Origin of the sequence: Nostoc sp. ChiQUE02, from assembly GCF_034531305.2 — a bacterium.
Lineage (GTDB): Bacteria > Cyanobacteriota > Cyanobacteriia > Cyanobacteriales > Nostocaceae > Nostoc.
Map to the genome: position 1 here is coordinate 277754 of NZ_JAVRBN020000005.1, position 25774 is coordinate 303527.

Below are 25774 nucleotides of genomic sequence, written 5' to 3' on the forward strand. Positions count from 1 at the left end.
TTTGAAACCTCTTTTATCAAATTTTGGCGTTATTGAATACTGAGTGATGAGATGAAGTCCCGATTTAGCTAAAGTGTAGAATAACTCCAAAAGTTATATTTTAATCAGCTGATGACAAATAGTGAAATTCAACTTATTACTAGGGAACGTCCCAGTCCAACTCCAGAAATCTTAACAGCCCTTAAAAAAGGAATCGCTGTGGATTGGGTCGATTTGTACCAGTTCAATCTGAAGGAAGTCGATTTACAACAAGCCAACTTGAGCAAAGCCAAGCTACTAGGAGCCGACCTCAGTGAGGTGGTCTTGAGTAATGCCGATTTGAGTGGGGCAGATTTGCGAGGCGCTAATCTGCGTGGAGCCGATTTGAGTGGGGCTAATTTGCAGGGAGCCTATTTAAACCGTGCTGACCTCCAACAAGCTAATCTCAGTGGCGCAAATTTGGAGGGAGCCAAACTACAAGTAGCGCGTTATGATACACAAACGAAATGGCCGCAAGAATATAACTACAAAGCTTCAGGAGCAGTGGGGCCGGGTGCTAATCTCAATGGTGCTTTTCTCAACACAGCTTCTTTACGAAACGCAGATTTACAAGGCGCTAATCTGCGTGGAGCCTATCTGAGTGGTGCTGACTTGACAGGAGCCAATTTGCAAGGTGCGGCTTTAAGTGGTGCTGACTTGACGAAAGCTTATTTGACAGGGGCTAGCTTGCGAAATGCTCGATTGACTGGAGCCGATTTGCGGGATACAGACTTGCGAGCAACTGACCTCAGTGATGCAGAGATGGAGCATCTTCAAAGTATCGCTGGGGCAGATTTTACTCTTGCTCAAGGACTTACAGAAGCAACTAAAGCCATGCTTTCCAGCCGTCCACATTCAGAACTTGATGTTTGGAATGCCTACACCCGCACAACAACTCGTGAGAGTTTGAGTGCTTGACCGTGCCAATTTTAGATTTTAGATTTTAGGTGCAGCCACGTTCCTTGTGGGCGAAATAAATCCAAAATCCAAGTTGCACTGGAAGCGCACCAAAGGTGCAACCCAACATCCAAAATTGTTTGACCAGTTGTTCTGTAGTGAGTTTACAAGGGCTGCCAGTTCTTTTTCAGGAGCGCTAAAAATGTAGCGTATCCTTCAGAAAAACCGGGCGGATCGGGTACAACATATTGGGGAAATTCTTTATACGATCGCCAAGGTTCCGAAGCATTATGCCGCAAATGTAAGGCAGATTCTGAGGAACCTGGTAGTCGCCAAGTCATTTGACCAGTTGGTATATCAGTCACAAATGCCTCCTCATCTCGAAAAAGTTGATCTTTTATTCCAGATTTTGGCAGATTAACCGGATATTTTTGTCAAATTTAAGGTAAAATAATATATTAGCTATTTCTCTGATGAGTTTTCTCACAATATTGCGAACAAACCCATACCGCTATTGTGGCAACAAGTCTTCTAAAGCAGCTCCGACAACTCGGTGATCCTCATCCTGTCTGAGTTGGTTCAGGGCTGCTTTTGCTTCCGGCTCGTCAAATCGTTTGAGGGCATAGCTAACTCGCACGCGCATCCGCCAAGATTCATCATTCACCAACGTTAGTATCTGGGATAATGCCGCAGCATGTTGCTTAGAATCAGCTAGTAAACCAAGTGCATCAACAGAAGATTCCTGAACTGTGAAATCTTCATCTTTTAAACCCTGAACGCATATATCAAATAGTTCTTCAGGGCAATCCATTTCGGCGATCGCAGCTAAAATGCTCCGCTTAACTAGCCAGTGGTCATCCTGATAAAATGCCAGAACTAGATGAGAAACTGCGACTCTACCAAATAACGATAAAGAATTTGCCGCTTCAGCTCGCACGTTGGGGGTATCGTCGAACTTCATAATTTGCATCAAAGCAGCAAAGGATTCCGCTGATTGTTGCTTACCCAAACCCCTGGCCACAAAAGAACGCACCAAAAATTCTGAGTCATGAAGTTTACTCGTTAAGAGAGGAACTGCAACTTCTGATTCATAATCATTGAGGGCTGCGATCGCCTTCAGCCGATAGTGAAAATCTGGGTTCTTCAGTTCAGCTTGGATTTTATCGATTTCCATAGGTGCATTTGGTAGAGCTATTCTTTACTTTATTTTACAGATGTCAAAAAATGGCGATCGCATTCTAAGAAGATTAAATTAAGGGCATTGGGCATGGGTTATCCTCCTTGTCTCCCTCATCCCCCTCATCCCCCAATGCCCCATGCCCTATCCCCTAAACCAATGACTCAATTAACTGAAGCCGTCAAAGAATTAATAGCCAAAGCTAGAATTGTCAGCTTTGCTGAGTGGGAACAGTCCCATCCACAAGCAGCAATCGCTATTTTCCAAGCTGCGGATGATGCTTTTCGCTACCTAAGCGACGAAGATTTATCGCAGATTAAAACCTTGTCACCCGATAATTCTGAGTTGATTCCTGTTGCTCAGTTGTTACGCGATCGTGCAGCCGAAATCGTTGATGAAGCTAGAGAGCAGGTTTTAGCGACTTATCCGGAAATCACCCAGATTGGAGGCGGTCTTTATCCACCTGAACGCGCCCAAGCTTGCTGGCGAGATTTCTGGCATTTTCTCCGCTGTATAACCTATGGGATAGCAGGTGGTCACACTGAGTATACAAATCCCACAGGACTGCACTATATGAATCTGCTCTATCAGGAATTGCAAGTTCCTTTGAATGCAATGGTCTTAGGCTTAAAAAGCATTAAGGCTGCTAGTTTAAAACGTTGCCAAGCCAATCAGCAGGAAACTCTTGCTCCCTATTTTGACCATTTAATCACCCAGCTAGCTACTTTCCAAATTCGGTAAGAAGTGGGCGTGAATAATTAAATTGGCTCTTAGTATGGGTTGGAGCCGCTTACTACGAGCCAATTTAATTAATCTTACATTACTTAATATAGTTTGATTTATTCTTGCCCACTTACCAAGATGAACTTCTCCCAAGGGCGAACGGTGACTCCGCACGATTAAGACTCTCAAGGGAAAAGCACAATACCATCACTTGTATCCCAATCGCAAATCAAATACTAAAAAAAAGCTGAAATTTCTCTAAACTATATATCTAACTTAACAAATTTTAATAAATATAGCTTCAGCATCGTATCAGAATGTGTAAAGGCATAATGATGCAAAAACTTAAATCATCAAGACTAATAAGGATTTAAAGTCTCTATGGCCTCTCCTTTGTCATAATGATGTAAAGTTTTTTAACATCTGCTGAATATCCTTCTCATAAAATTTAGTTGTTAACTGGGAGATAGTTTGAATGGCTTTCGGACCAGCATCACGATTAGGGGTCGCTCTGTTTGAAGATACCGATCCTATTGATCTGTGGCCAAGTCGCTCTAATGAGGAAATTGAAACCGTAATTAGATCCGTCTACAAGCAAGTTCTAGGCAATGCTTATGTAATGGAGAGTGAAAGGCTTACCGTTCCTGAATCCCAACTCAAACGGGGTGAAATTAGCGTTCGCGAGTTTGTGCGTCAAGTTGGGAAGTCGGAACTTTACCGTTCGCGGTTTTTTGATAGCGCCCCCCGCTATCGAGCGATTGAATTAAATTTCAGACATTTTCTTGGTCGTGCGCCATTGGATCTAGAAGAAACGCGTGCACACAGCACAATTCTGGATACAAAAGGCTTTGAAGCTGAGATTGATTCCTATCTAGATAGTGACGAATACCAAGAAACCTTTGGGGAAAACATTGTGCCTTATATTCGGGGCTACAAAACCGAAGCTATCCAGGGTTTGGTTCAGTTTACCCATTTGTTCCAACTGGTACGTGGTTCCTCTAGCAGCAGTCTCAAAGGTGACTTAGCTGGCAAACAACCAAAATTGAATAGCCTGGTAATTCAAAATACGGCTACCCCCGTAGTTTCACCAGCCAGCAAAGGTGCTGCATTCCGCAACCCAACATCTACTCCTCGCACTCGTCAAGGCGTGGGAGCCGGTGACGATGGTAAGGTTTACCGGGTTGAAGTCACAGGCTACAAGGCAAATGTGGTAAATAGTATTTCCAAATTTCGTCGCAGTAACCAGGTCTTTTTCGTGCCATACAATCAGCTTTCACAAGAGTATCAACGGATTCACAAGCAGGGCGGTGTAATTGCCAGTATTACTCCTGTCAACTAGAGAATCTATTCACAAACTAAGCTTGGGAAAAAGGTAAATGGGAAGCATAGTTATAAATTCCCCAAAGGTGGAGCTATGGCAGACTAGCTCTAATGAAGAAGTGGAAGTGGTGATTCGAGCCGTCTATAAGCAGGTTTTGGGTAACGCTCACTTGTTAGAAAGTGAGCGACTCGTGAGTGGTGAATCGCAATTGCGCGATCGCAAAATCAGCGTCCGTGACTTTGTGCGAATCGTTGCTAAGTCTGAGATTTACCGGGCCCGGTTTTTTGAAACCACTGCTCCGTATCGATTCATTGAACTAAACTTTAAGCATCTGCTCGGTCGTGCTCCCCTAGATCAAACAGAGGTTTCTGAGCATATCCGTCGTACCGTTGAAAGCGGCTATGACGCCGATATCGACTCTTACATTGATAGCGCTGAGTACGAAGCGAACTTTGGCGAAAACACTGTACCCTACTATCAGGGAAACAGTAGCCAGGTAGGGCAAAAGCAGGTAGGCTATAACCGGATTTTTGGTCTTGTCCGTGGTGTAGCTGAAACCTCAAGTGCCGTCAAATCCTCTCAGTTGGTGTATGCAGTAGCAACCAACAGCGCTAGCAAGATTACCTCAACCTCTGCGGTTGGTAGTACTGAAAAGAGGTTTAAAATCCTCGTTCAAGGTGGAAGTGGAAAATTTGACAATCCTCGCCGTCGTGCTACAACCGAGTACATCGTTCCTGCTAGCAACATAACACCGCAAATTCAGCGGATTAATCGCACTAATGGGAAGATTGTAAGCATCACAGAGATTGTTTAAATAATAGAAATTGGGGATTAGAGATTAGGGATTGGGAAAGAATTTCCGCCGTACTCAGACTCTAGTCTTTAATCCCCAGTGTCGATCGTTCATCAAAAAGTTAGCCTGGGGTTTGAGCAATTCTTTCGTCAGTTGTCATATACGAAGATATTTAACGCACTTTCACAAACTAAAGTTTTACAAATGCTAGTCAGTAGCAAAAAAAACTGACAACTGATGCGAAATTCCACCTCTATAAGGGGTAGGATGCTCGGAAATTTAATTTAATTCACGTTTTTCAGGAGAGATTTCAATGTCACTTTGGGCTATTGATTCACCTAAGGTTGAGCTGCGTCCGAACACCAGCGAAAGTGAATTACAAACACTGATTCGAGCAGTTTACAAACAGGTTTTGGGCAATGCTCACTTGTTGGAAAGTGAGCGCCTAGCCACTGCTGAATCGCAATTGCGCGATCGCAAAATCAGTGTCCGTGAATTCGTCAACACTATTGCGAAATCAGAGTATTATCAATCCCTGTTTTTCAACTCCTCTTCCCAGTATCGGTTCATTGAACTGAACTTCAAACACCTGCTAGGACGGCCTCCTGCCGATCAGGCAGAAATTTCCGAACACGTCCGCATCTACAACGAACAGGGCTATGATGCTGAGATCGAATCCTATATCGATAGCGACGAGTATCAGCAGAATTTTGGCGAGAATATTGTTCCCTATGTTCGCACCACTAGTTCCCAAATCGGAATTAAGAATGTTAGCTTTAACCGCACCTTTACCTTGCTCAGAGGAGTAGCTAGCAGCGATAGCGATCGCAAAGCCAAACTGATTAGCGATGTCGGTTCCAATTTGCCCACATCCATCAAGGCTCCCGCTGCTGGTTCTAGTGTAAGCAGCACCGACAAACGCTTCTTGATTAAGGCGGTAAAAGGTTCAGCTAATCTCCGTACTCGTCTGGGCAACCTCGAATATGTAGTTAACTACAACCAACTGTCTGGGCAAGTGCAAAACATTCATAGAACGGGCGGCAAAATTATTAGTATCACTGAAGTTGCTTAGATTTGTCTAAGTAGGGGGCTGGGGACTGGAGAGAGAATAATAACTCCTAACTCTTGTACAGACGCGATTAATGAGCCAGTGCGTTGCGGGGGTTCCCACGCCACTTCCTTCAAGTCGGCAAAGCCGCCCAACGGAGTGGCTCCCCGTTGTAGCGACTGGCGTCGCGTCTCTCCCAACTCCTAACTCAGCACTCTTAAATCCAGTTGTAATCGAGGAGGCTAGTATATAGACTGGGAGAATAACTCTTTAGCCAAGATATCTCTTGGATTGTAAGCTACTTTTTAAGATCGCTTTTCTAATGGAAATTACTGAATTTTTTGAACTTTCAATTGGACGATGGCGATCGCAGCGTAGCGGTCATCATTTAGCATTCGCCCACTTTGAACAAGTGCTGTCTGACATTGACATTAAGTCTCTATCCACCGATGATCCGGCTGTGCTAGCAATCTGTAAATTGTATAACACTGACCCCGCCAGTATCACCCACCCCTTTCGGATGACTTGGGAAGGTGAGTCAGACTGGGACGATAAAGCAATCTCTGGTAGTACTGTGCTGGTGCCAATTCCCGATGTCGAAAATCCTTCTAGAGGCAAACTCCTGCGGGACAAGGGATACGCCGAAACAATCCCAGCAGTAGCTAAATATCATCTGAGTGACGATGGTATTTTTACCCTGCTGACAGAGTATGAACTCGCTGCTGCTGAAGAAAAAATTTGGTTTGCTACTCCAAATCTGCGATTTCGGGTAGCGACAATTAAAACCAGTGATGGTAAAGGCGTGACAACAGCTTCCTTTTCTTCAGAAATTCGTTCTTTGTCAAGTTCAACCAATTAGCAAATATCAGGTTAAAACATAAAAGGATACAAGCTCCTAAATTTATTTATGGGGATTGTTAATTTTGAATTTTGAATTCGGAGCGAAGCGACGTGACGATAGCGCCCAGTGAATCTAGCACCAACGCTAGCGATTTGCTCACCTTAGCCTGTTGGATGGCAGGAGATTTTAGCAACTACAAGCAATCTTTTGCAAATCCGCAACTTTACGCCCACATTCACATTTTTTTTCGCCCTTTACCGATAGAATTTTTTTCTGCCATCGGTTTTTATTCTGAACAAGCTTATGACCATGATTTATGGACACCCTATCGCCAGGGAGTACATAGACTAGTCGATTTAGGCGATCGCATTTATATCGAAAATTACAGCTTAAAAGATCCTATGCTTTATGCAGGTGCTGCTCGTGAATTAGATATCCTCAAAACCATCACCCCAGAGAGCATTGAACGGCGTTATCACTGTTCAATGGTTTTTCAACGAGAAGGTGAAATGTTTCGAGGCAGTGTGGAACCGGGCAATCAATGTCTGATTCAGCGCAATGGATGCCAGACATATCTTGTCAGCGAAGTAGAAGTAACCGAGCGTACTTGGATAAGTTTAGATAAAGGTATGGATATTGAAACCCACGAGCAAATATGGGGATCAACTGCTGGCCCATTGCGATTTGAAAAACGGGAAAGTTTTGCTGATGAATTACATGCGGTGACCGCATTATGTTGATTCAGCTTGAGTCTGTTAAAACCAAAATGTTGCCTCCACTGGCTGAAAAAAAAATGCGCTGCTGGATTCGCAGTCGTCACTTGATTTGTTCGGGTAACTTTTTTATATTCGAGACATTAGAATATACGACGATTGAAAGATTTTCTGAATGTGTAGCTTCTTTGGGAGGAACAGTAATATCCGTTGACCCCATTAATAAAATCTGGATGGGCGATCATCGCCAAGTATTTTTATATCAGGCAAAAGCCAGTTTACATACGCCTCATCATACTTTGAAACAATACTGGATAAAATACGGTGGTTTCTACACTAGATTTGATGAGCGTGCTTGAGACTTACTATCCTGCGGAAACCTTTCTGACAGGCGTTTAAACTCTAATTCAAAATTAAGTTTTGAATTTTGACTTTTAAATACTCCCCAAGGGGGTTGACGGCTAATTGTTAATGTCTAATTGCTAATTTTTTATGATGATTAGCTGTTAGTTATTAACAGTTAGCCGTCTAAGTTTGTTAGAAAATGTAACTAAAAAACTACCCAAAACTTGATAAATTAATCATGACTGTAAAGGTAATTAGTAAGCTTAGTAGTTAGTCGTTAGTGATTATTGGTAAAACTAAGCACTAAAAACTAATAACTAATAACTAACAACCATTTAGTATTGTTGGGCAAAAGTAACCAGCCAGATGAAAACAGGTTGAACAAGAGGGAAGGGAGCAGGGAGCAGGGGGAAAAGGGGAAAACTCTCCCCCTTGCCCCCCGCCCCCTGCCCCTATTCCTCTTTTCCCCCTGCCTCATAGTTGAAAGCTATAGGCAAAAAGGTTTTTAGACTTTTGACTTTTGAGAGCCAGTTTTTACTCTAAAGGTTCTCCAAAGGAGTATAAGTCTCTTAACTCAATGCACTGGCTCTTTTTGACTTCTGCGATCGCGCAGCGTCTCGTAAGAGAAGCGTTACTAGCTCCCATTACCTTTAAAAATAGCCATTAGTCATTCCTACCCACACGAACCCAAGTATGCAAACCTTCATAGACGACGAAACCAGACGACGCCAATATCAAGCATTTGCCCAAACAGAACCCATCGAACTGTGGACTACTGCTTCAGTTGATGACATTGAAATTGTAATTGGGGCAGTTTATCGGCAAGTGTTGGGTAATGCCTACATTATGGAAAGTGAGCGGCTGATCGTTCCAGAATCCCAACTCAAGCAAGGCATCATCGATGTTCGTGAGTTTGTGCGTCAGGTTGCCAAATCAGAGTTGTACCGCTCCAGATTTTTTGATAACGTTTACCGCTACCGAGCTATTGAACTGAACTTCAAGCACCTACTGGGTCGCGCTCCTGATGACTACTCCGAGACAATTTATCACAGCAACATTCTAGATGAGAAGGGTTTTGAGGCGGATATTGATTCCTATCTGGATAGCGACGAGTATTTAGATGCCTTTGGGGATAACATCGTGCCATATTACCGGGGTTATAAAACCCAAACAGGCAAAAAGATATTGGAATTTAGCAATATGCTGCAACTGCTGCGGAGCAATTCTAGCAGCGATAAGAACCTAGCAACGAATAATCAACCTCAACTGGTGCGATCGCTAATTACTAACACTCCTTACGGTAAACTTAAACCCACGGATGTTAGTGCAATACTTGCTGAAGTATTCAAGCCCAAGCCAGAAACTGCTGCTCCAGTGAATAATTTTATTGCAGCTTCCACAGCAGCCGAACAAGGCTTGCGGCAAAAGATTCAAGAGCAAGAAAGCCAGATTGCAACTTTGCAGCAACAACTAGCAGACTTAAGACCCTTTGCCAGCATCGGTGCAACAAAATTCAGTAGTAGTTGGCAGTCTTCCAGTTCCGTGGCCAGCACAGGTGAATATACATCTTTGCAACAGCAAGCTGACGCGCAAGCAAAACAGATTGCAGCTTTGCAAGAACAAGTTGCTGACGCCCGACGGTCTGCCACAATTGGAGAAGCCCGGTTGAATAAGTGGCGCAGTCGCGTTTTTAATGGTTAATTTCTCTACTGTTTAGTTTTGTAGGTTAGTTTTATGGGGTGGGTTAGGTAAGCTTAACTCACCCTATTTAACTGGTCGCGGCAATAGCACAGCTAATAAAAATATTAGTAGTAGGTTCAATCCCCTATGCTCATTTCTCGCCCAGTCCCCGGCGATGCACTGAGTTTCGACTGCGCTCAACTACCGCTTGTCGTTGGCGCAGCCTCTGGTAGAGAAGTGTCCCCAATCCCCAGCCCTTTTTTATTTCCTGATATTTTCTGAGTCAGCTTGAAACAACAAATAATCAGAAAGTGTCTGAATATTGTTTTAATAGGCTTGCAATTTATGAAAAAAGCTATCGTTTATCGATACCGTACTTATGGACTAATTGGGTTAATATCCTTAAGTGCTGTATTAAGTACAGCTACATCTGCCTTAACACAGTTAGCAGGTGATTCTCCAATTCAGCAAACTCCTATCCCTGCTTCTAACTTAATCTGGCCGACTCAAGGGTTTATTTCTCAAGGCTTCCGCAAATATCAACATGAAGGAATTGATATTGCAGGGGCATCTGGTACTCCTATTGTTGCTGCTGCATCCGGTACAGTTGTAAAAGCAGGTTGGGATAATTGGGGATTAGGAAATGCCATAACTATTAAACATCTCGACGGTAGCATTACTGTTTATGGTCACAATCGCCGTTTGTTGGTGAGCAAGGGTCAACAGGTCATTCAAGGTCAAATTATTGCCGAGATGGGATCTACAGGCAATAGTACAGCACCTCATCTGCACTTTGAAGTTCATCCAAATGGTCGAATAGCAGTTGACCCCCTTCGTCTGTTGACATCTTTAACTGCAAGCACTACCTCTGGTTCTAAAATTCAGCAAGTAGATAAGCCGAACCGCTCAGTCTCACCATCCCCAGTAGCAAAACAAGTTTCACCTTCACAGTCAATTCCAATAGATTTTGCACCTGTAAGTACTGATACTAAATGCAATGGAATTACCATCATTGAAGGTGAAACTGCAAGCATTCGGGTAAAAGTCTGTGAAGAAAATGGTCAGTTATTTTATATTGGGCAGTTAAAGCAAGACCCAAGCAAGCCTATAAAGATACAAGCTTTGAATATGGGTAAAAGCAGATATTGGGCAGATAATGGCAGTTTTTCTTATTTAGTCACTCCTGAAAGAGTGGAAGTTTGGCGAAATGGCAGTCAGATTCGCTCTGACAGTTTTTATACTTTGACAAAATCGCCATAAAGTATAATACACTTGGTAAAAATTAAGTGTTGATTGCAGCAACTGGTACAGAGTTATTTGGCACAGAGCCATTATTTAGGATCGGCTGACGGGTTTTTAGGTCAAATTTGAAGCCATGTGGCAAAATATGAAGCTTTGCTCCACAAATCGCCAAAGGCTCATCCTTCAAAATTTCGCCCATATTGTTATATGTAGCCTCTGATTCATCAACAATCGTAACCGTACCTTCACCAATTACTTCAATTTGGTTACCTGTCACTACCATAGCGGTATTTTCGTCAATCCCAAATCCCAAGACAGCAGGTTCTAGTATTAAAGCTGAAATTAAGCGTCCCAAGCGTCCACGCTGAGAAAAATGCTGGTCAATTACTACCCCTGGGAGGAAGCCTAGACCTGGGCCCATTTCAACAGTTTCAATCCGAGGATGTGTCTGCGAATCACCTTCCACAATCATTTTATCTGGCATCACAGCAGCTCCCGCGCTTGTGCCTGCGATAACTGCACCTTCAGAGAACCGTTTGTGAATCGCCACATCGATTTCAGTATCCTTGAGAATGCTGGTAATCCGAGCTTGGTCTCCCCCTGTAAAAAATACTCCAGTTGATTTATTAATAGCTTCTAATGCGGTAGATGAAGATGCATCTTCGCGGGTTTCTGTATCAATGATGCGTACATTTTCGGCTCCCAGCCGCTCAAATACTCTAATATAATTTTCTCCCACTTCTCTTGGTAATTCTGTCGCGGCTGTCATAATCACAATGTGCGCCTTTGTACCCCCAGCGCGTCGGACAAAGTCTCGCAAAATTTGGGAATCTCCATCTTTGTCTTCGGCTCCCCCAATAATTACTAACTGCCGTTTGATATTACTTTCTACCATGATGCCCCCTAATCTGAGTTAATAAATTTCACTAAACCATGACAATTAAAACTATCAAATCATCCCTTTGGTAGATTACTTGATAGAAGCAGGATTAACATTTGCGTAGACGCAAAGTGGCTTGTCGTTAGACATAGCAATTAGACCAAAAGATTCTTAAAGAAATTTACCCAAAAAATAACTCACCTCAAAATTAAATTTCACTGACTAAATAAAACCCACGACATTAACTGCCTCTAGAGGTATTTTCTAGAGGCATTGTTGGTTATGTTGATAATTGCCGATTAGAGATTTATCGTGTAATCGGAAGTAATTCGTATTAGCTCTTAGGCGTGTGTAATTAGATATCTGATCGGAAGTCCTAATGAATTCGACTTCTATAAAGCAAGTTAGTCAAGAAAAAACGTGCTTGTTCTAATGGGAGATGTCTAGGTTTGCCTTGGTAGACAATTTGATACTCATTCATGTCTGCCCCATCACCATGCCCAGAGATCAGCTTTTGGTGAAAAGCTTCCTCAGCAAGTCCTCGAATTTCATCTCTTAGAGTAGCTTGTGTGCTATTCATACATTCGCTGTCTTTTTAATACACCCATGTTTATCATTTATACAAATTATTGGATGACTATTGCACCTTTCAAAGGTTATAACTTTGACTATTCGTGAGGATGAATAGACTGTTCTTGATTTCTGGCTGAGGAATGGAGATTTAATTATGCCTTGAGATAGTTGAAAATGCTTACTAATAGAGTTAGCGTGGGTTCTGATTAGCTTAATTGTAAAGCCATCACTCTCCAAAATCAATGTAAATCAATCTACAATCAATAAGTCTGAGTAACCATAACTCAGCATTTAAATTTCAGGGTGTTTAGCCAAAGGTACGTAATCAATGGTTCTACAAAAAAGCAGTGATTTAGTCCGCATTAATGCTAGAAGAACGGATGTATTCGATATTTTCAACTTCAAGCATTACATTGGGCCCAACCCCTATTTAGATAGAGAGGCGCTAGTATTTGATTTTGCCCTAGTTGACTCTAAAGAGCCTTTATCCATTGAAGATTATATTGCCAGGATTGGCGATCGCTATTCAAACCTGCGCGATCAAACCTATGAATCCTATGCCCATCTCTTTGCCCAAGTTGTGTCAGAAGTCGGAAAACTGGAGATGGATTTACATCTCAACCACTGGAGTGTCAAACAATATCCAGATATCACGCGGATTAGTGTCCAATCACTACATGAACGTACAAGTAGAGAGGTAGTTTATTTTGTTTGGGATTGGTTTGAAGCCATTACTCAAAATGAAGACTTTACCTTTGATGAGCAGCTAGTGAAGCTGCAAGATAGATTTCGCGCATCTGTCTATGGTGGCCCTACAGTTTACGCTCTATTGCGAACAGCTTATGAGAAAGGTATTCCCGCCTTTTATTTGTGGGAAGAAGGATTAATGCAATACGGCTTGGGAAAAAAACATGTCCGAGGGGTAGCAACAACATTTAACTGTGATAGCCATCTAGATTCGGAGTTCACCACCCGCAAAGATGACTGTAAGGCATTTTTAAAAACCTTGGGTTTCCCAGTGCCTAAAGGCGATATAGTCTTTTCCGAGAAGGAAGCCTTGGCGGCAGCAAGAGAAATTGGCTACCCAGTAGCAGTTAAGCCAGTGGTAGGTCACAAAGGAATTGGCGTCACGGCTGATGTGCAAGACTCAAAAGAACTGGTATCTGCTTATAATAGAGCACTGGCAGCAATTCCCGAAGATCAGTTAACCCGAATAATTGTTGAGAAAAGCATCTCAGGCTCAGATTTTCGCTTGTTATGTGTCAATGGTAGATTCGTCGCCGCCACAGAACGCCGTCCAGCATCAGTTGTCGGTGATGGGTACCTAACGCTTGCAGAGTTAATTCGCCAAGAAAATCGCAAACCTGCACGTTTAGACACGCCAACTTCGCCGATGAGTAAAATTCAGATCGATGAAGCGATGGAACTCTACCTGGACGAACAGCGCTTATCATTAGACAGCGTGATTGAGAAGGGACGCACTGTTTACCTGCGTAAAGTTGCCAATCTTTCAGCCGGAGGTATAAGTATCGATGCAACCCGGACAGTTCATGATGACAATATTATCTTGGCGCAAGATATTGCCCAACATTTTCAACTGACTTGTCTGGGGATTGATGTAATTACTAAAAGTCTCGCCGAATCTTGGAAGACTAGTAACTTTGCCATCCTGGAAATCAACGCTGCACCGGGAATTTTAATGCATCTTAAGCCTTCTGATGGTGAAAGCGTTGATGTACCTTCCCATATTTTGGAAACTTTTTTTGAGTCAGGTTCAGATGCCAGGATACCAATTATTACCTTTAATAAAATCTCAGTTGAAGACCTGCAAGCGACAATTGACCATATCCTTTTGCAACATCCCGATTGGACAATCGGCGCTGTTTGTCGTGATGCCGTTTTTGTGAATCGCTCGAAAAAAGTATTAAGCAAAGATTACAACAGCAATGTCCAAACTTTGCTGCGTCATCCCAAACTTGATTTGCTGATTGCTGAGTACCCTGAAGAAATCCTAGAAGAACAGGGGATGTTTTACCAGAGCAGTAATATCGTAGTTTTGGATAATCCCACCGAAACTGAGATGATCCTGGTGCGGGATGTTTTCGATGGTTCGACTGTGGTGATTAGAAAAGGCAACGATATTTCTATTCGTCGCAAAGGGTTGATTGAAGATTATACTTTGGGTGAAGGTGAACCATTTACGCGGGTTTTTTTAAAAGAAACTGGGACGATTTTGTGAGTTAAGTAAATAGGCATCTCAATACTAGGGACTGTAGAAGAAGCAAGGGAGCAGGGAGTAAGGGAGATAGTTCAGATGGGGAGCAGCAAGAGGCAAGGGAGTAGAGAGCAGGGTACAAGGGAGAAGTGAAAGGCTTAATAAAAATTCTTTTTCCCCTTTTCTCCCTGCCCCTTGTCCTTTTACCTCTGCCCCTTCCCCAATCCCTAGTCCCCAGTTCAAGCTTCCAAAGGTGAGAGATTAAAGAATGGTTGGAGTCGGCTAAACTAAAGAAGAAATTGCTTTATAAGTATTAATAATTTTGTTATGAGTACTGATTCACCTGTTAATTCTCCCGAAAAACCTGAATCCACATTAGGGACACGTGTAAGAAACTTCTTAATTGTAATGGTAGCGATCGCTCTTAGCGTTTCCCTCGTCTTAGGATTGCGAACTGAAACAACCTCGGCAACTCTAGCCAAGTTAAGTGAGGCTTCCACACCGTTAGAAGTAGCAATCAGCAACGGCAAACCATCTCTAGTAGAGTTTTATGCTGATTGGTGTACTGTCTGCCAGAAAATGGCACCAGATATTACTCAACTGGAAACAGAGTATGCTGACAAAATGAATTTTGTCATGCTGAATGTGGATAATACCAAGTGGCTGCCGGAAATGCTGAGATATCGGGTAGATGGGATTCCCCATTTTGTATTTTTGAGTCAGCAAGGGGAAACCATAGCCCAAGCCATCGGCGATCAACCCCGGACGATTATGGCTAGCAACTTAGAAGCTTTGGTTACTGGTTCGTCTCTTCCTTATGCTCAAGCTAGCGGAAAAGTTTCTAAATTTTCAGCCCCAGTAGCACCAACTGCTAGTCAAGATGATCCCCGCAGTCATGGCAGCCAAGTGGTAAATTAGCATTTTAAAGGCATGGGGTAGGAGAGCAGGGAGAAAGCGATCGCGCACCTTTTTTGTACAGCATCTCCCAATATTTTAAAACTATTCAATATATCCGTTTGCTTTCATTCGCTTGGAGTTTTCAAACTTCCCCATGCCAGTCTTTAATCGTTTAAAGTTGAGCTGATCGTAGAAACCTTCTTTATCGGCAAGAGCAAAAATAATTATAGAAGATACAGGTAATTTATCAATTATTGATTCCATAATTAATCGACTAATTCCACTACCTTAATAGTGAAGAAGAACAACTATATCCTATACAATAGCCTGATATTCCCCATCTGAAATTGCACTTCCAAAAGCAATTAGTGTTGTTCAATCATAACCACAAAAAACTAGATAACTATTCTCACAAGCCCGGAGAAGTTTCCCTGACTCACGGGTTCTCAAAGGAGCCTTTTCAAAATTTTGTGCAACATCATTTTAAGTAACACCTGCTGTTGCATAACGAATCTCGATTTTCAGCAGTATTCCTCTTACCTACCTAATCCCCAGAGAGGACACCAAGTTTTCCCCGTCCCCTTTATGCAATAGATTGCCGCTTGAGACGCTTATGGGCGTACATTAATTCGTCAGACCTGGCGATTAGTTGTTCTAGTGACATATTACTTTCTGGTGAGTAACGTTCTATTCCCATACTCATCGAAAGTTCATAGCTACGGTTTTGCTGTTGATTAAAGTTGGCGATATTTGCTTGTAGATACACTTGAATGCTATCAGCGTCCTGAAAGTAGCTGGAGATGAAAACAATGAACTCATCTCCACCCAAGCGAGCAATAATATCTGAGTTCCGAAAACTTTGCTTGAGTAATTGACCAGCATCAATTATTAAGGCATCTCCCATGTCATGACCAAGGGTGTCGTTAACCTGTTTTAACCCATCTAAATCAATGAAGATAACCCAGCACAAAACTTTCATCCGGTGAGCAATTTTTAACTGTTGTTCAGCCATCAAGAAGAAGCCACGTCGGTTATGCAAACCTGTTAGATCATCGGTCAGCGATAACTGCCTTCCTTCAATCTCTGCTTGTTTGCGGTTGCGAACTTCCTGAATGAGTTCCATCTGAGCGATCGCCTGACGAGTTAGGCGGCGCAGCGCATCTAACTGCTGGTAACTTAAAAGACGAGGTACGGTATCGATCACACACAACGTTCCGATGGGAAAACCATTGGGGGTAACTAGTGGGGCACCAGCATAAAAACGAATTTTGGGGTTACCTTTGACTAGGGGATTGTTATTAAAGCGATCGTCCTTGATGGCGTTGGGAACTACTAATATATCCTCTGGTTGAAGAATGGCATGGGAGCAAAAAGCCCACTCTCTGGGTGTTTCACTAGCTTTTAGCCCAACCTTAGATTTAAACCATTGGCGATCGGTATCAACTAAGCTAATTAAAGCAATTGGAGTTTTACAAATGTAGGCAGCAAGAGCAGTTAGGTCATCAAATGCTTGTTCGGGTAGGGTATCCAGAATATTGTAGTCCGCCAATGCTTTGAGCCTTTCTGCTTCATTTTCAGGTAGAGGAGCAGCTTGCGTTTTCACAGATGAGTGTCTGAACCTTAGCCAGTAAAGTCTGGTACGCTGGAAATTTTGCAATAACTTCAGGGTTATCTCTCCAGCAGCAAAGCTGCGTGATATAAATATCTCTGCAACGAAAATCAACATCCGGTTGAATATACAGAAATAATATTGTATTACATGATGTTCTTCATGCCTTTGGTTTGCTCTGTTGTTCATGTCACCCTAGCTTCTACTGTGCAAATTCCCTGGATATGTAGATATTTACAAGGTCTTTTGCCCAAAGCCAGCTTGAAAACTACCAATCTCAGCTAAAAATTATTAAAACTTCTTATACTGCCAAAGTTCTTCGTCAAAACTTGACATTTTTGATACCGTTATTTTGTGTATACGCACAAAAATTCCGACGCTAATACTGTTTTACTTTAAGGTTGATACACATAGGCAGGCAGGGGAAGCAGGGGAAGAGAAAAAATAATTTGTATGAAGCTTTTAGTGAAATGGTATAACGCGATCGCGCAGCATCCCGTAGAGAAGACCGCGCTCAGAATTCTTCTTTAGTAATTCAGTAACGTTATTCTATACTAATTAGTTTGGTATAAAGTAACAGTTGATACAGTTTTAAGAATCGGTTTCAGATTTGATGCTTGATACGCAGGTAATATAAGCTGTAGAAAACTTACTAACCAATTCTGCCGGATGGGTAAATTTTGCCCGAACTAAAAATTAGTAATTTTACTCAGAGGAAAATGCACGCAATATTAGCAATGCTGCACTATCCTTGTTGCACTGACCAAGCTGTGCAGAGATGAAATTATAGTTTTATATTGGAATTCTAATGTTAATCATGATTTCTCCTGATATAGAAAGTTATCAGAACATAATAAAAACTGTTCCCAAATTCACCGATATGTTAAAAAGATTTACTATACAGAGGTAGGATTACTGTTAGCCCTCCAGCAGATAAAGGTATATCGTGGGTACTCAACATAGATAAAATCTTACCTGAAGAAGACTCAACTACTACCTGATAGATACGCTGGAAATTATTCCAGAAAAACCGTTACATCAGCAGTATTAATTGTTAAATAAACTTTTCTCTACTGCTGCACGTAACTTCGCTGCTAAATCTCTGAACACGGCGGAATAATTTTTTTACCTGAAGCAATTTCCAGTATCACATCAGGCTCGAATTACTCTTTATACGACTCTAAAATCCCACTGCGAATCATTAGTTGCGGCCAAAATAATACAAAAAATCCCATCCACGTCACTACAGGGATAGAGACAAGAACTGTTAGCCAGATAGTTTTAAATAGTAACCAGCTACCACCAATCAGCGTTACGCCTGTGAAAATTATAGACCAGGGCTGACACCACCAAGGTTTGTAGTTCCAAGGACTTATGGGCTTTTGTTCAGACATTGGTTTTATTTAGTAAAATTCCAAATACTCCCTATAATAGTACCCTTGAGGGTACTATGAAAATTTTATTCCGTAACTAATATGAGTATTAGCAGCAGTTTATTGGTATTACTCGGAATAATTTTCGGTCATTACTAAATAAAAAACTGAAGCTTCCAGACTTAAAACTGTAAATATGGGAGATACTTCAATGTCAACTGTTTTAGGGGAATTTATTAATTTAGCAAAAATTCAGTCTACCAAGGCTACAATCAAACTTGCCGAATCCGATGCTGACACTATCAAAGAAATTCAGACCTTACTCAAAAAGAAAGGTCTTTACACAGGTGGAGTTGATGGTATTACAGGCGATTTAACCCAAAAAGCATTTGCAGAATTCAAAGAGAGTGTTTGGCTAGATTCTCCAGAATTGTTAGGGGCATCCGCAGCTGCTGCATTACTAGAAATAGCAGAGGAGCATCAAGTCACTGAACAAAACGAGCGCTCAGAACCTATACCTGAATCAAGTAAAGGTAGTAAGACTGGTAGTAGTATGAAGCTACCAAATGGAACTATTGTTTATGAGAATGAATTGATAGTAATTGGTGTCCCTTTAACTTGGGGAGAGTTCACTAAGGGATGTACCAGAGTTCCAGAGTCGAACGCGATCGCTACTAACATTATCAAAGCAACAAGAGGTTTTGGTAAAATTCGCGATCAATATGGCAGTGCAATTCAGATTACTTCTGGTTATCGTCCACCTGCTGTTAATCGGGAGCAAAAAGGCGCTCGCAATTCGCAGCATATCCAAGGACTAGCAATCGATCTTGCCCCCCTTGATGGCAACTTGCAGCGTTTATTTCAAGTTTGTCGCGCTTCTGATTGCACGGGATTGGGAAGGGGAATGCATAGAGGTTTCGTGCATTGTGATTGGCGTCCTGGCGATCGCGTAGTTTTTGATTATCCTTAAACAGGATCGCGATTGCTATATACCTTGACCAGGTTAAGTTTTATCGTACTCTATTTGTCCATAGTCAAGTTTGATAATTCGGTCTGCTAAATGAAAATAGCGATCGTCATGGCTAATCACTAACACTGTTTTGCCCCGCGATCGCAGTTCTGGTAAAAGTTGAGTGTAGAATATTTCCTTAAATACTGGATCTTGATCGGCTGCCCACTCATCAAATAGATAAATTGGTCGATCTTCCAAGTACGCTGTGAGTAAAGCTAGCCGTTTCCGCTGTCCTTGAGAAAGAGCAGTGGTAGAAAGTTGCCCATTCTCAACTTTTACCTTATGGTCTAATTGCAGTTGTTGTAAATATTTTGTAGCTTGAGCATCCAATTGATAATTTTTAAATCCTAAAAGTTCTTCAAATAAATAAAAGTCCGAAAATACCACAGAAAAATGCTGGCGGTACCATTCTCTATTCTGTTCGCTAATTAGCTCGTTATCGAACCAAATTTCGCCATTTTCAGGGATGTAAAGTCCGGTAATTAGTTTCGCTAGGGTAGATTTTCCGCTACCATTACCGCCGACAATGAAGACTAATTCTTGAGGATGTAGTGTCAGGTCGATAGGGCCGAAAATAAAGCTATTATCTTCTTGCTCTGTGTAGTAAGTGTGGGTAACATTTTTAAATTTTAAACTGTGCCAGTCGGATTTCAGGGCAGGTGGAACAGACGATATTTCAGTTCGGCTAGCTAGAGATAAACCCAGTGACTCAATTTTTTGCAAGGCAATACTGGCTTTGCTTAATAGAGGAAGTTTACTGATGATGTTATCCATTGGTAACACCAAGTAAGTGAAAGTCAAAATGTAGCCAGAGAGAGTTTCGGGATTGATAGTAAGCAGATTAGGCAGGACAAACAGTACAAAACCGAGAGCGAAAAAGAATATGAGTTGACCCCAACTTGAAGTTATGGCAAAAAGGCTTAGACCGTTAACGTTGTGATGACGAAACTCGGTAGCAGTTGATTGCAGTTTTTCTTCTAAAAAGTCTTCACGCCGCCTGTAGTTTAGTTTGAGTTCCTTGACTCCTTCGGTAATGGTGCGAAAATGTTTAAATAGCTGATCTTCATCTTCACGAGCTAAGGCCAGCAATTTACCACCTCTGTTGAGTAACCACTGACAACTAGCGATCGCAACTACTGAAATCCCACAAACCATCAGCAGTACTAACCAAGACAGCCAGGTTATATACGTTATACAACCCAGGACGATCGCTAAATTAATAAAGATAAAAGGCATCTGATAAACAGCATTAGCCACCGCCTGAATATCTTCTGTTAAAGTAGCCAATAATCGAGGATTCCCTAAGCGTTCCAGATGACTCAACTCGGAAGCGAGAATTTGACGACTTAAACGCATCCGTAATTGCAAGACTGCATTCTGAGAAAGACGAATCAGCATCACTTGAGAAATGATACTGGTAATTAGTGCAACTATTGCCAGCCCCGCAAAACCCCAAATTATCGATGTGAGGCGGGAAGCACTACCGCTACTTGCAGCATGGCTAATTAAGGCAATCAAGCCAGCACTACTACCGCCACTCAGGAATCCGGTAGCGATCGCGATCGCCACCATCCCCCACGAAGAACGCAAAAGAAAGTAAATCAAATTCATGACAAATGCCTATACCCATTTGGACACAACAAAAAATGAAAATCTCTCTTTTTATGTCCCATGCGCGATTTCCATAATTGTTGTTTGCCAACCAATTAAATTTGCATTGCTAGGGTAGATTTTATATTTTACCAGTTAAACACCCCTTCAAATATCACCATGAATCAGGCACAAGGTAGATTGGGCGATTTATAATCGCTAGGACTTTGTTTTGAGCAAAAATACATTTCTAATTCGTTCTGCCTCCTGCCTTTCTTTGGTAAGCTAGTTGGAATTACAGCTAAATATGTCAATAAACTGTCAAATTACCTGCTCAGTTTTCCAGGGTGAAATTTGCGATGACTGTAAATTTAAAGTCTTTAAAGAATCAAATTAATGTAGCGGGCAATTCTAAAACCGCTTCTGTCACTCAAGGAACCCGCTACGTTCCTTCACACCATCGACGCATTCTGTGTATTTTTCCCAAGTACAGCCGCTCTTTTGGTACTTTTCATCACGCCTACCCACTCATGGGTAATGTCCGGGCTTTTATGCCACCCCAAGGTATTTTAATTGTGGCTGCCTACTTACCTAAAGAATGGGAAGTGCGGTTTATTGATGAAAATGTCAAATCAGCAACGCGGGCTGATTACCAATGGTGCGATGTGGTGATTGTGAGTGGAATGCATATCCAAAAACCACAGATTAATCAAATTAACGAACTTGCCCATCGAGCGGGGAAAATTACCGTTGTGGGCGGCCCTTCGGTATCTGGGTGTCCAGAATATTATCCTGAATTTGATATTTTACATTTGGGCGAATTGGGAGATGCTAGCGATCGCATGATCGAGTATCTAGACCAAAACTTGGAACGTCCTCAAAAGCAAATTCGCTTTGAAACCAAGGAACGTTTACCCTTAACAGAGTTTCCCACCCCAGCGTATCATTTGCTGAATATCAATGATTATTTTTTGGCGAATGTGCAGTTTTCTAGCGGTTGCCCTTATCACTGCGAGTTTTGTGATATTCCAGAACTCTATGGCAACAGTCCCCGGATGAAAACACCAGAGCAAGTAGTCGCTGAGTTAGACGCAATGCGACAATCTGGCAATCTGGGGGCAGTGTATTTTGTCGATGATAACTTTGTTGGCGATCGCCGCGCCGCCATGAAGTTACTTCCTCATCTGATTGACTGGCAAAAACGCAATGGCTACCCCATCCAGTTTGCCTGTGAAGCAACGCTCAACCTAGCTCAAAGTCCAAAGCTGCTGGAAATGATGCGCGAAGCTTATTTCTGCACAATCTTTTGCGGCATTGAAACACCTGAACCAAATGCTCTCCATGCGATTTCCAAAGACCAAAATTTGAGTATGCCAATCTTAAAAGCGATTCAGGTTTTAAATAGCTATGGTATGGAAGTAGTATCCGGAATCATCATTGGGTTAGATACAGATACACCAGAAACAGCAGACCGAATTATCGAATTTATTCGGGCATCCCAAATTCCCATGTTGACAATTAATCTACTTCACGCATTACCAAGAACTCCTTTATGGCGGAGGTTAGAAGCAGAAGGACGACTTGTCTTTGATGAAAGCCGGGAATCAAATGTTGAGTTTTTGATGCCCTACGAGCAAGTTGTTGAGATGTGGCGGCGCTGCATCACAACTGCTTATGAGCCAGAATTTTTATATCAGCGGTTTGCCTACAATATGGAACACACCTATCCAAACCGCATCGAAGTACCTAACAGCCCATCTCGCACTTCTGGGGCTAATATTCGCAAAGGTTTAACTTATTTAACTAATATTTTGCTGCGGATAGGCTTATTTAGTAACTATCGTCAGACTTTCTGGAAAATGGCCAAGCCAGCACTGAAAGCAGGTAATATTGAAAACTTGGTTCACGTTGGACTTGTCGGACACCATCTAATTAAATTTGCCCAAGATTGCGCCAAAAACGAAGAATCGGCTTCGTTCTATTCCCAGAAAATCGTTACTAAAGTTCGTAGCTAACGTCACAAGTAAATTAAGTTTTGAGAGGCTGAAAGTTCGTTAGAAGTATATACAGAACTCTAGAAAAGTAACCTTGAAGACACACTCGCGATACTTCCTTGGAAAGACGCAACCATATTGCTATCTGCCTAACATTGTAAGGGTTGAAAGCCCACAGTCCACGCAGAACTAGAACTATTTGGTAGCGAGAAAAGCAAGCCATAACCAGCGAGTGTGGAGCAGTTACATAGGAGTTTTGGACGGTTATGAACAGTTTGTTAACCCGACCCCTGGCTGTCGTGACAGGTGCCTCCAACGGCATCGGTTATGAACTTGCCAAACAGTTTGCCCAAAACGGCTTTGATCTTCTAGTTACAGCCATCGGTTCGAGCATTGACGAAGCGGCTATTGCATTTGAGGGGCTGGGTGCCAAGGTTGAGGCGGTACAGACCGATCTCGCTACTTATGACGGTGTTGAGACGCTCTATAACCAGGTTAAGGCAACTGGCCGACCAGTGGATGCGATCGCCATCAACGCAGGTGTTGGTGTTGGCGGTGAGTTCGCCCGTGAAACCGACCTGAAGGACGAACTCAATCTGATCAATCTGAACGTCGTATCGTCTGTACATCTGGCCAAACGGGTGGTGAAGGACATGGTTGAGCGTGGCAAGGGTCGAATCCTTTTCACGTCATCAATCGCCGCCCTGATGCCCGGCCCGTTCGAGACAGTCTACGCCGCCTCCAAAGCCTTTGTGCATTCCTTTTCAGAGGGGCTACGCAACGAGTTGAAGGATACGGGCGTTACTGTCACTGCGCTCATGCCCGGGCCAACTGATACCAACTTCTTCCACCGTGCAGGTATGGACGACACAAAAGTAGGCGCAGATCAAAAGGACGATCCGGCTGAGGTCGCCAAGCAGGGTTTTGAAGCCTTGATGGCAGGCAAAGATCACATCATCGCCGGTTCGCTCAAAACAAAGTTTCAGGGCAATGTGAGCAAGGTCTTACCTGATACCGTCAATGCTGAACAGCACCGCAAACTCAGTGAGCCGAGGTCAGGCAACAACTAATTTCCACCTAATCAAGCGAATGTGCTCATTTAGCACTCATTTTAAGCGGGGCGCGATCGCCTCGGCTAACGGCACCAGCTAAGCTAATCGCGCAGTCGGCAATCTCACACATTTAGGACAGTCAGAGTCGTAACGGAGGATTCATGCAAATTCATCATCTCAACTGTGGCTGCATGTGCCCGATTGGTGGGGCCCTCTTCGATGGCTTCAGTCGCGGCCTGAGAGCTCACCTCGTCTGCCACTGTCTGCTTGTCGAGACAGAGCAGGGACTTGTTCTGATTGATACTGGCTTCGGACTGCGCGATATTGAGTCGCCTTACTCCCGTCTCAGCCCGTTCTTCATTCATTTCAATGGCATCCAGTTTGATAAAAAATACACGGCACTCGATCAAGTTGAGCGGCTGGGATTTTCCGCGCAAGATGTGCGTCATATTGTGCTGACTCACCTCGATTTTGATCACGCCGGTGGTCTGGAAGATTTCCCCGAAGCAACTGTGCACGTAATGCAGACTGAGATTGAGACCGCGCAGGATCGGCGCGGCTTCATCGCCAGCAGGCGCTATCGTCCAGAACAGTGGGACGAGGTTAATCACTGGAAGTACTATTCGGCTGGAGGCGAACCTTGGTTCGGCTTTGAAGCAGTACGTAACCTCGACGGACTACCGCCGGAGATTCTCCTCATCCCGCTTGTTGGTCACACTAGGGGTCATGCTGGTATTGCCATCGAGACGCCAGAAGGTTGGCTCCTGCACGCAGGTGACGCCTACTTTTATCGGCACGAGATGGACTCATCCAAAGCACACTGCACGCCAGGTTTGCGTGCTTATCAATGGATGATGGAGGTGGATCGCCAGGCTAGGTTGCTCAATCAAGATCGGCTACGCGCATTATCGAGCGATCGCAACAAGGACGTGCGCCTTTTCTGTAGTCACGACGCTGTGGAGTTCAAAGCGTTCGCTGACCAATCTAGCGTTCAAAACGAGAAAGTGCATCAATAAAAATCTATAACTTTAGATGGATGTGGTAATTTACAGTGTTATGGACATTCAAAGACCACATCAAATTCAAGTTCATCTATGACCACCAAGCCTTGGGATGCTCAACTTGCTTACTGGCTAGTTCGACCTCTAAAAAACAGTTGGGTAAACCCCAATCATCTCACCACAGTGCGTCTTGTAACTGGGTTGGCGGCTGCTGTCGCGATCGCGCTTGGCGATGCCATTTGGGTTAACATTGGGGCGTGGCTATTTGCTTTATCCAACTTTCTCGATCACACAGACGGTGAATTAGCTCGTTTGAGTGGGAAAACCAGCAAATGGGGACATCAGTATGACCTTGCTAGTGATGCCATCATCCACATTCTTTTGTTTGTGTGTATTGGATATGGTCTTAGGGAGGGAAAATTTGATTGGTGGGCGTTGCTGATGGGGATAGTATCCGGCGTGTCTGTTGCTTGCATCTTTCATTTGCGAAACCAAATGGAACAGCGTTTAGGTAAAGACGCCAGCCGTCAACCAAATTTTGCCGGGTTTGATATTGAAGATGTGTTGTATTTGTTTCCCATAGTTACTTTACTGGATGGACTAGAGCCGTTACTAATGGCAGCGACAATTGGAGCGCCAACCTTTGCTGTATGGGTAATTTGGCAATTTCGCGCACTGCCGCAGCCTGAATCAAACTAGTAACAGGGTATGGGGTAGAAAGCTAATAAAACAGGCTTTTTAGCCTTGTTGAATGGTATGTTTATTTTTGCAATCCTGTAT

26 protein-coding genes are annotated in these 25774 nt (G+C 43.0%); 17 read left to right on the forward strand and 9 right to left on the reverse strand.

Annotated elements, in window-relative coordinates:
- The first annotated feature begins 111 nt into the window (after positions 1 to 111).
- On the forward strand, positions 112 to 936 hold the full coding sequence (locus RM347_RS07725; RefSeq protein WP_322719214.1) for a pentapeptide repeat-containing protein: 825 nt from the start codon (positions 112 to 114) through the stop codon (positions 934 to 936).
- A gap of 143 nt (positions 937 to 1079) precedes the next feature.
- On the opposite strand, the gene RM347_RS07730 is transcribed toward RM347_RS07725, so the two are convergent.
- Positions 1080 to 1280 carry a hypothetical protein gene (locus RM347_RS07730; protein WP_322719215.1) on the reverse strand — a complete coding sequence of 67 codons (201 nt, stop codon included), beginning with the start codon at positions 1278 to 1280 and terminating at the stop codon, positions 1080 to 1082.
- A 146-nt stretch (positions 1281 to 1426) separates the two neighbouring features.
- A complete protein-coding gene (locus tag RM347_RS07735) occupies positions 1427 to 2089 on the reverse strand; it encodes a HEAT repeat domain-containing protein (RefSeq protein ID WP_322719216.1) in 663 nt (220 codons plus the stop codon).
- Positions 2090 to 2251: 162 nt separating this feature from the next.
- Here RM347_RS07735 and RM347_RS07740 point away from each other — a divergent pair, with 162 nt between their 5' ends.
- The 4 genes from RM347_RS07740 (at position 2252) to RM347_RS07755 (ending at position 6001) form a co-directional block, all read left to right on the forward strand.
- Entirely contained in the window at positions 2252 to 2833 is a 582-nt protein-coding gene (locus RM347_RS07740; RefSeq protein ID WP_322719217.1) for a phycobilisome protein, read from the forward strand.
- Positions 2834 to 3290: 457 nt separating this feature from the next.
- Entirely contained in the window at positions 3291 to 4154 is an 864-nt protein-coding gene (locus RM347_RS07745) for a phycobilisome linker polypeptide (protein WP_322719218.1), read from the forward strand.
- Between the two features lie 37 nt (positions 4155 to 4191).
- Positions 4192 to 4950 carry a phycobilisome rod-core linker polypeptide gene (locus RM347_RS07750; RefSeq protein ID WP_322719219.1) on the forward strand — a complete coding sequence of 253 codons (759 nt, stop codon included), beginning with the start codon at positions 4192 to 4194 and terminating at the stop codon, positions 4948 to 4950.
- Positions 4951 to 5242: 292 nt separating this feature from the next.
- Positions 5243 to 6001: a phycobilisome rod-core linker polypeptide gene (locus tag RM347_RS07755; protein WP_322719220.1), complete on the forward strand. Its 759-nt coding sequence runs from the start codon at positions 5243 to 5245 to the stop codon at positions 5999 to 6001.
- Here the strand turns inward: RM347_RS07755 and RM347_RS07760 are convergent.
- Positions 5998 to 6177, reverse strand: a complete 180-nt coding sequence (locus RM347_RS07760; RefSeq protein WP_322719221.1) for a hypothetical protein — start codon at positions 6175 to 6177, stop codon at positions 5998 to 6000. The two genes, RM347_RS07755 and RM347_RS07760, sit on opposite strands and share 4 nt — an antisense overlap.
- Positions 6178 to 6299: 122 nt before the next feature.
- Between RM347_RS07760 and RM347_RS07765 the strand changes: the two genes are divergently transcribed.
- The 5 genes from RM347_RS07765 to RM347_RS07785 all read left to right on the forward strand — a co-directional run bounded on the left by RM347_RS07765 (position 6300) and on the right by RM347_RS07785 (position 10816).
- Positions 6300 to 6836: a phycobiliprotein lyase gene (locus RM347_RS07765; protein WP_322719222.1), complete on the forward strand. Its 537-nt coding sequence runs from the start codon at positions 6300 to 6302 to the stop codon at positions 6834 to 6836.
- 92 nt (positions 6837 to 6928) lie between these two features.
- Complete coding sequence (locus RM347_RS07770) at positions 6929 to 7558, forward strand: chromophore lyase CpcT/CpeT (RefSeq protein ID WP_322719223.1); 630 nt, start codon at positions 6929 to 6931, stop codon at positions 7556 to 7558.
- Positions 7552 to 7890: a CpeR family transcriptional regulator gene (locus RM347_RS07775; protein WP_322719224.1), complete on the forward strand. Its 339-nt coding sequence runs from the start codon at positions 7552 to 7554 to the stop codon at positions 7888 to 7890. The genes RM347_RS07770 and RM347_RS07775 overlap by 7 nt, the downstream gene beginning before the upstream one ends.
- Positions 7891 to 8569: 679 nt before the next feature.
- The gene (locus RM347_RS07780) at positions 8570 to 9577 is read left to right on the forward strand and encodes a phycobilisome rod-core linker polypeptide (protein ID WP_322719225.1); all 1008 of its coding nucleotides are present in this window, start codon (positions 8570 to 8572) and stop codon (positions 9575 to 9577) included.
- Between the two features lie 324 nt (positions 9578 to 9901).
- The gene (locus RM347_RS07785; protein ID WP_322719226.1) at positions 9902 to 10816 is read left to right on the forward strand and encodes a M23 family metallopeptidase; all 915 of its coding nucleotides are present in this window, start codon (positions 9902 to 9904) and stop codon (positions 10814 to 10816) included.
- Between the two features lie 22 nt (positions 10817 to 10838).
- On the opposite strand, the gene RM347_RS07790 is transcribed toward RM347_RS07785, so the two are convergent.
- Both RM347_RS07790 and RM347_RS07795 read right to left on the reverse strand, forming a co-directional pair.
- Complete coding sequence (locus RM347_RS07790) at positions 10839 to 11693, reverse strand: cyanophycinase (protein ID WP_322719227.1); 855 nt, start codon at positions 11691 to 11693, stop codon at positions 10839 to 10841.
- A 361-nt stretch (positions 11694 to 12054) separates the two neighbouring features.
- Positions 12055 to 12258 carry a hypothetical protein gene (locus RM347_RS07795; protein ID WP_322719228.1) on the reverse strand — a complete coding sequence of 68 codons (204 nt, stop codon included), beginning with the start codon at positions 12256 to 12258 and terminating at the stop codon, positions 12055 to 12057.
- Positions 12259 to 12579: 321 nt separating this feature from the next.
- On the opposite strand from RM347_RS07795, the gene RM347_RS07800 reads away from it, so the two are divergent.
- Both RM347_RS07800 and RM347_RS07805 read left to right on the forward strand, forming a co-directional pair.
- Positions 12580 to 14490 carry an acetate--CoA ligase family protein gene (locus RM347_RS07800; RefSeq protein ID WP_322719229.1) on the forward strand — a complete coding sequence of 637 codons (1911 nt, stop codon included), beginning with the start codon at positions 12580 to 12582 and terminating at the stop codon, positions 14488 to 14490.
- 303 nt (positions 14491 to 14793) lie between these two features.
- Positions 14794 to 15384 carry a thioredoxin family protein gene (locus tag RM347_RS07805; protein WP_322719230.1) on the forward strand — a complete coding sequence of 197 codons (591 nt, stop codon included), beginning with the start codon at positions 14794 to 14796 and terminating at the stop codon, positions 15382 to 15384.
- Between the two features lie 81 nt (positions 15385 to 15465).
- Here the strand turns inward: RM347_RS07805 and RM347_RS07810 are convergent, their stop codons facing one another.
- The 3 genes from RM347_RS07810 to RM347_RS07820 form a co-directional block, all read right to left on the reverse strand.
- A complete protein-coding gene (locus tag RM347_RS07810; RefSeq protein ID WP_322719231.1) occupies positions 15466 to 15627 on the reverse strand; it encodes a hypothetical protein in 162 nt (53 codons plus the stop codon).
- Positions 15628 to 15946: 319 nt separating this feature from the next.
- A complete protein-coding gene (locus RM347_RS07815) occupies positions 15947 to 17161 on the reverse strand; it encodes a sensor domain-containing diguanylate cyclase (RefSeq protein WP_322719232.1) in 1215 nt (404 codons plus the stop codon).
- A 974-nt stretch (positions 17162 to 18135) separates the two neighbouring features.
- Positions 18136 to 18366: a DUF6737 family protein gene (locus tag RM347_RS07820; RefSeq protein WP_322719233.1), complete on the reverse strand. Its 231-nt coding sequence runs from the start codon at positions 18364 to 18366 to the stop codon at positions 18136 to 18138.
- 190 nt (positions 18367 to 18556) lie between these two features.
- On the opposite strand from RM347_RS07820, the gene RM347_RS07825 reads away from it, so the two are divergent.
- Positions 18557 to 19315: a D-Ala-D-Ala carboxypeptidase family metallohydrolase gene (locus tag RM347_RS07825; protein ID WP_322719234.1), complete on the forward strand. Its 759-nt coding sequence runs from the start codon at positions 18557 to 18559 to the stop codon at positions 19313 to 19315.
- Positions 19316 to 19348: 33 nt separating this feature from the next.
- Here RM347_RS07825 and RM347_RS07830 read toward each other — a convergent pair whose 3' ends face one another.
- Positions 19349 to 20968 carry a cyclic peptide export ABC transporter gene (locus RM347_RS07830; RefSeq protein ID WP_322719235.1) on the reverse strand — a complete coding sequence of 540 codons (1620 nt, stop codon included), beginning with the start codon at positions 20966 to 20968 and terminating at the stop codon, positions 19349 to 19351.
- Between the two features lie 338 nt (positions 20969 to 21306).
- Between RM347_RS07830 and RM347_RS07835 the strand changes: the two genes are divergently transcribed.
- The 4 genes from RM347_RS07835 (at position 21307) to RM347_RS07850 (ending at position 25693) form a co-directional block, all read left to right on the forward strand.
- Positions 21307 to 22962: a B12-binding domain-containing radical SAM protein gene (locus tag RM347_RS07835; protein ID WP_322719236.1), complete on the forward strand. Its 1656-nt coding sequence runs from the start codon at positions 21307 to 21309 to the stop codon at positions 22960 to 22962.
- Positions 22963 to 23207: 245 nt separating this feature from the next.
- Positions 23208 to 24011 carry an SDR family NAD(P)-dependent oxidoreductase gene (locus RM347_RS07840; protein WP_322719237.1) on the forward strand — a complete coding sequence of 268 codons (804 nt, stop codon included), beginning with the start codon at positions 23208 to 23210 and terminating at the stop codon, positions 24009 to 24011.
- A gap of 143 nt (positions 24012 to 24154) precedes the next feature.
- On the forward strand, positions 24155 to 25009 hold the full coding sequence (locus tag RM347_RS07845) for an MBL fold metallo-hydrolase (protein WP_322719238.1): 855 nt from the start codon (positions 24155 to 24157) through the stop codon (positions 25007 to 25009).
- Between the two features lie 78 nt (positions 25010 to 25087).
- A complete protein-coding gene (locus RM347_RS07850) occupies positions 25088 to 25693 on the forward strand; it encodes a CDP-alcohol phosphatidyltransferase family protein (protein WP_322719239.1) in 606 nt (201 codons plus the stop codon).
- Positions 25694 to 25774: the final 81 nt, after the last annotated feature.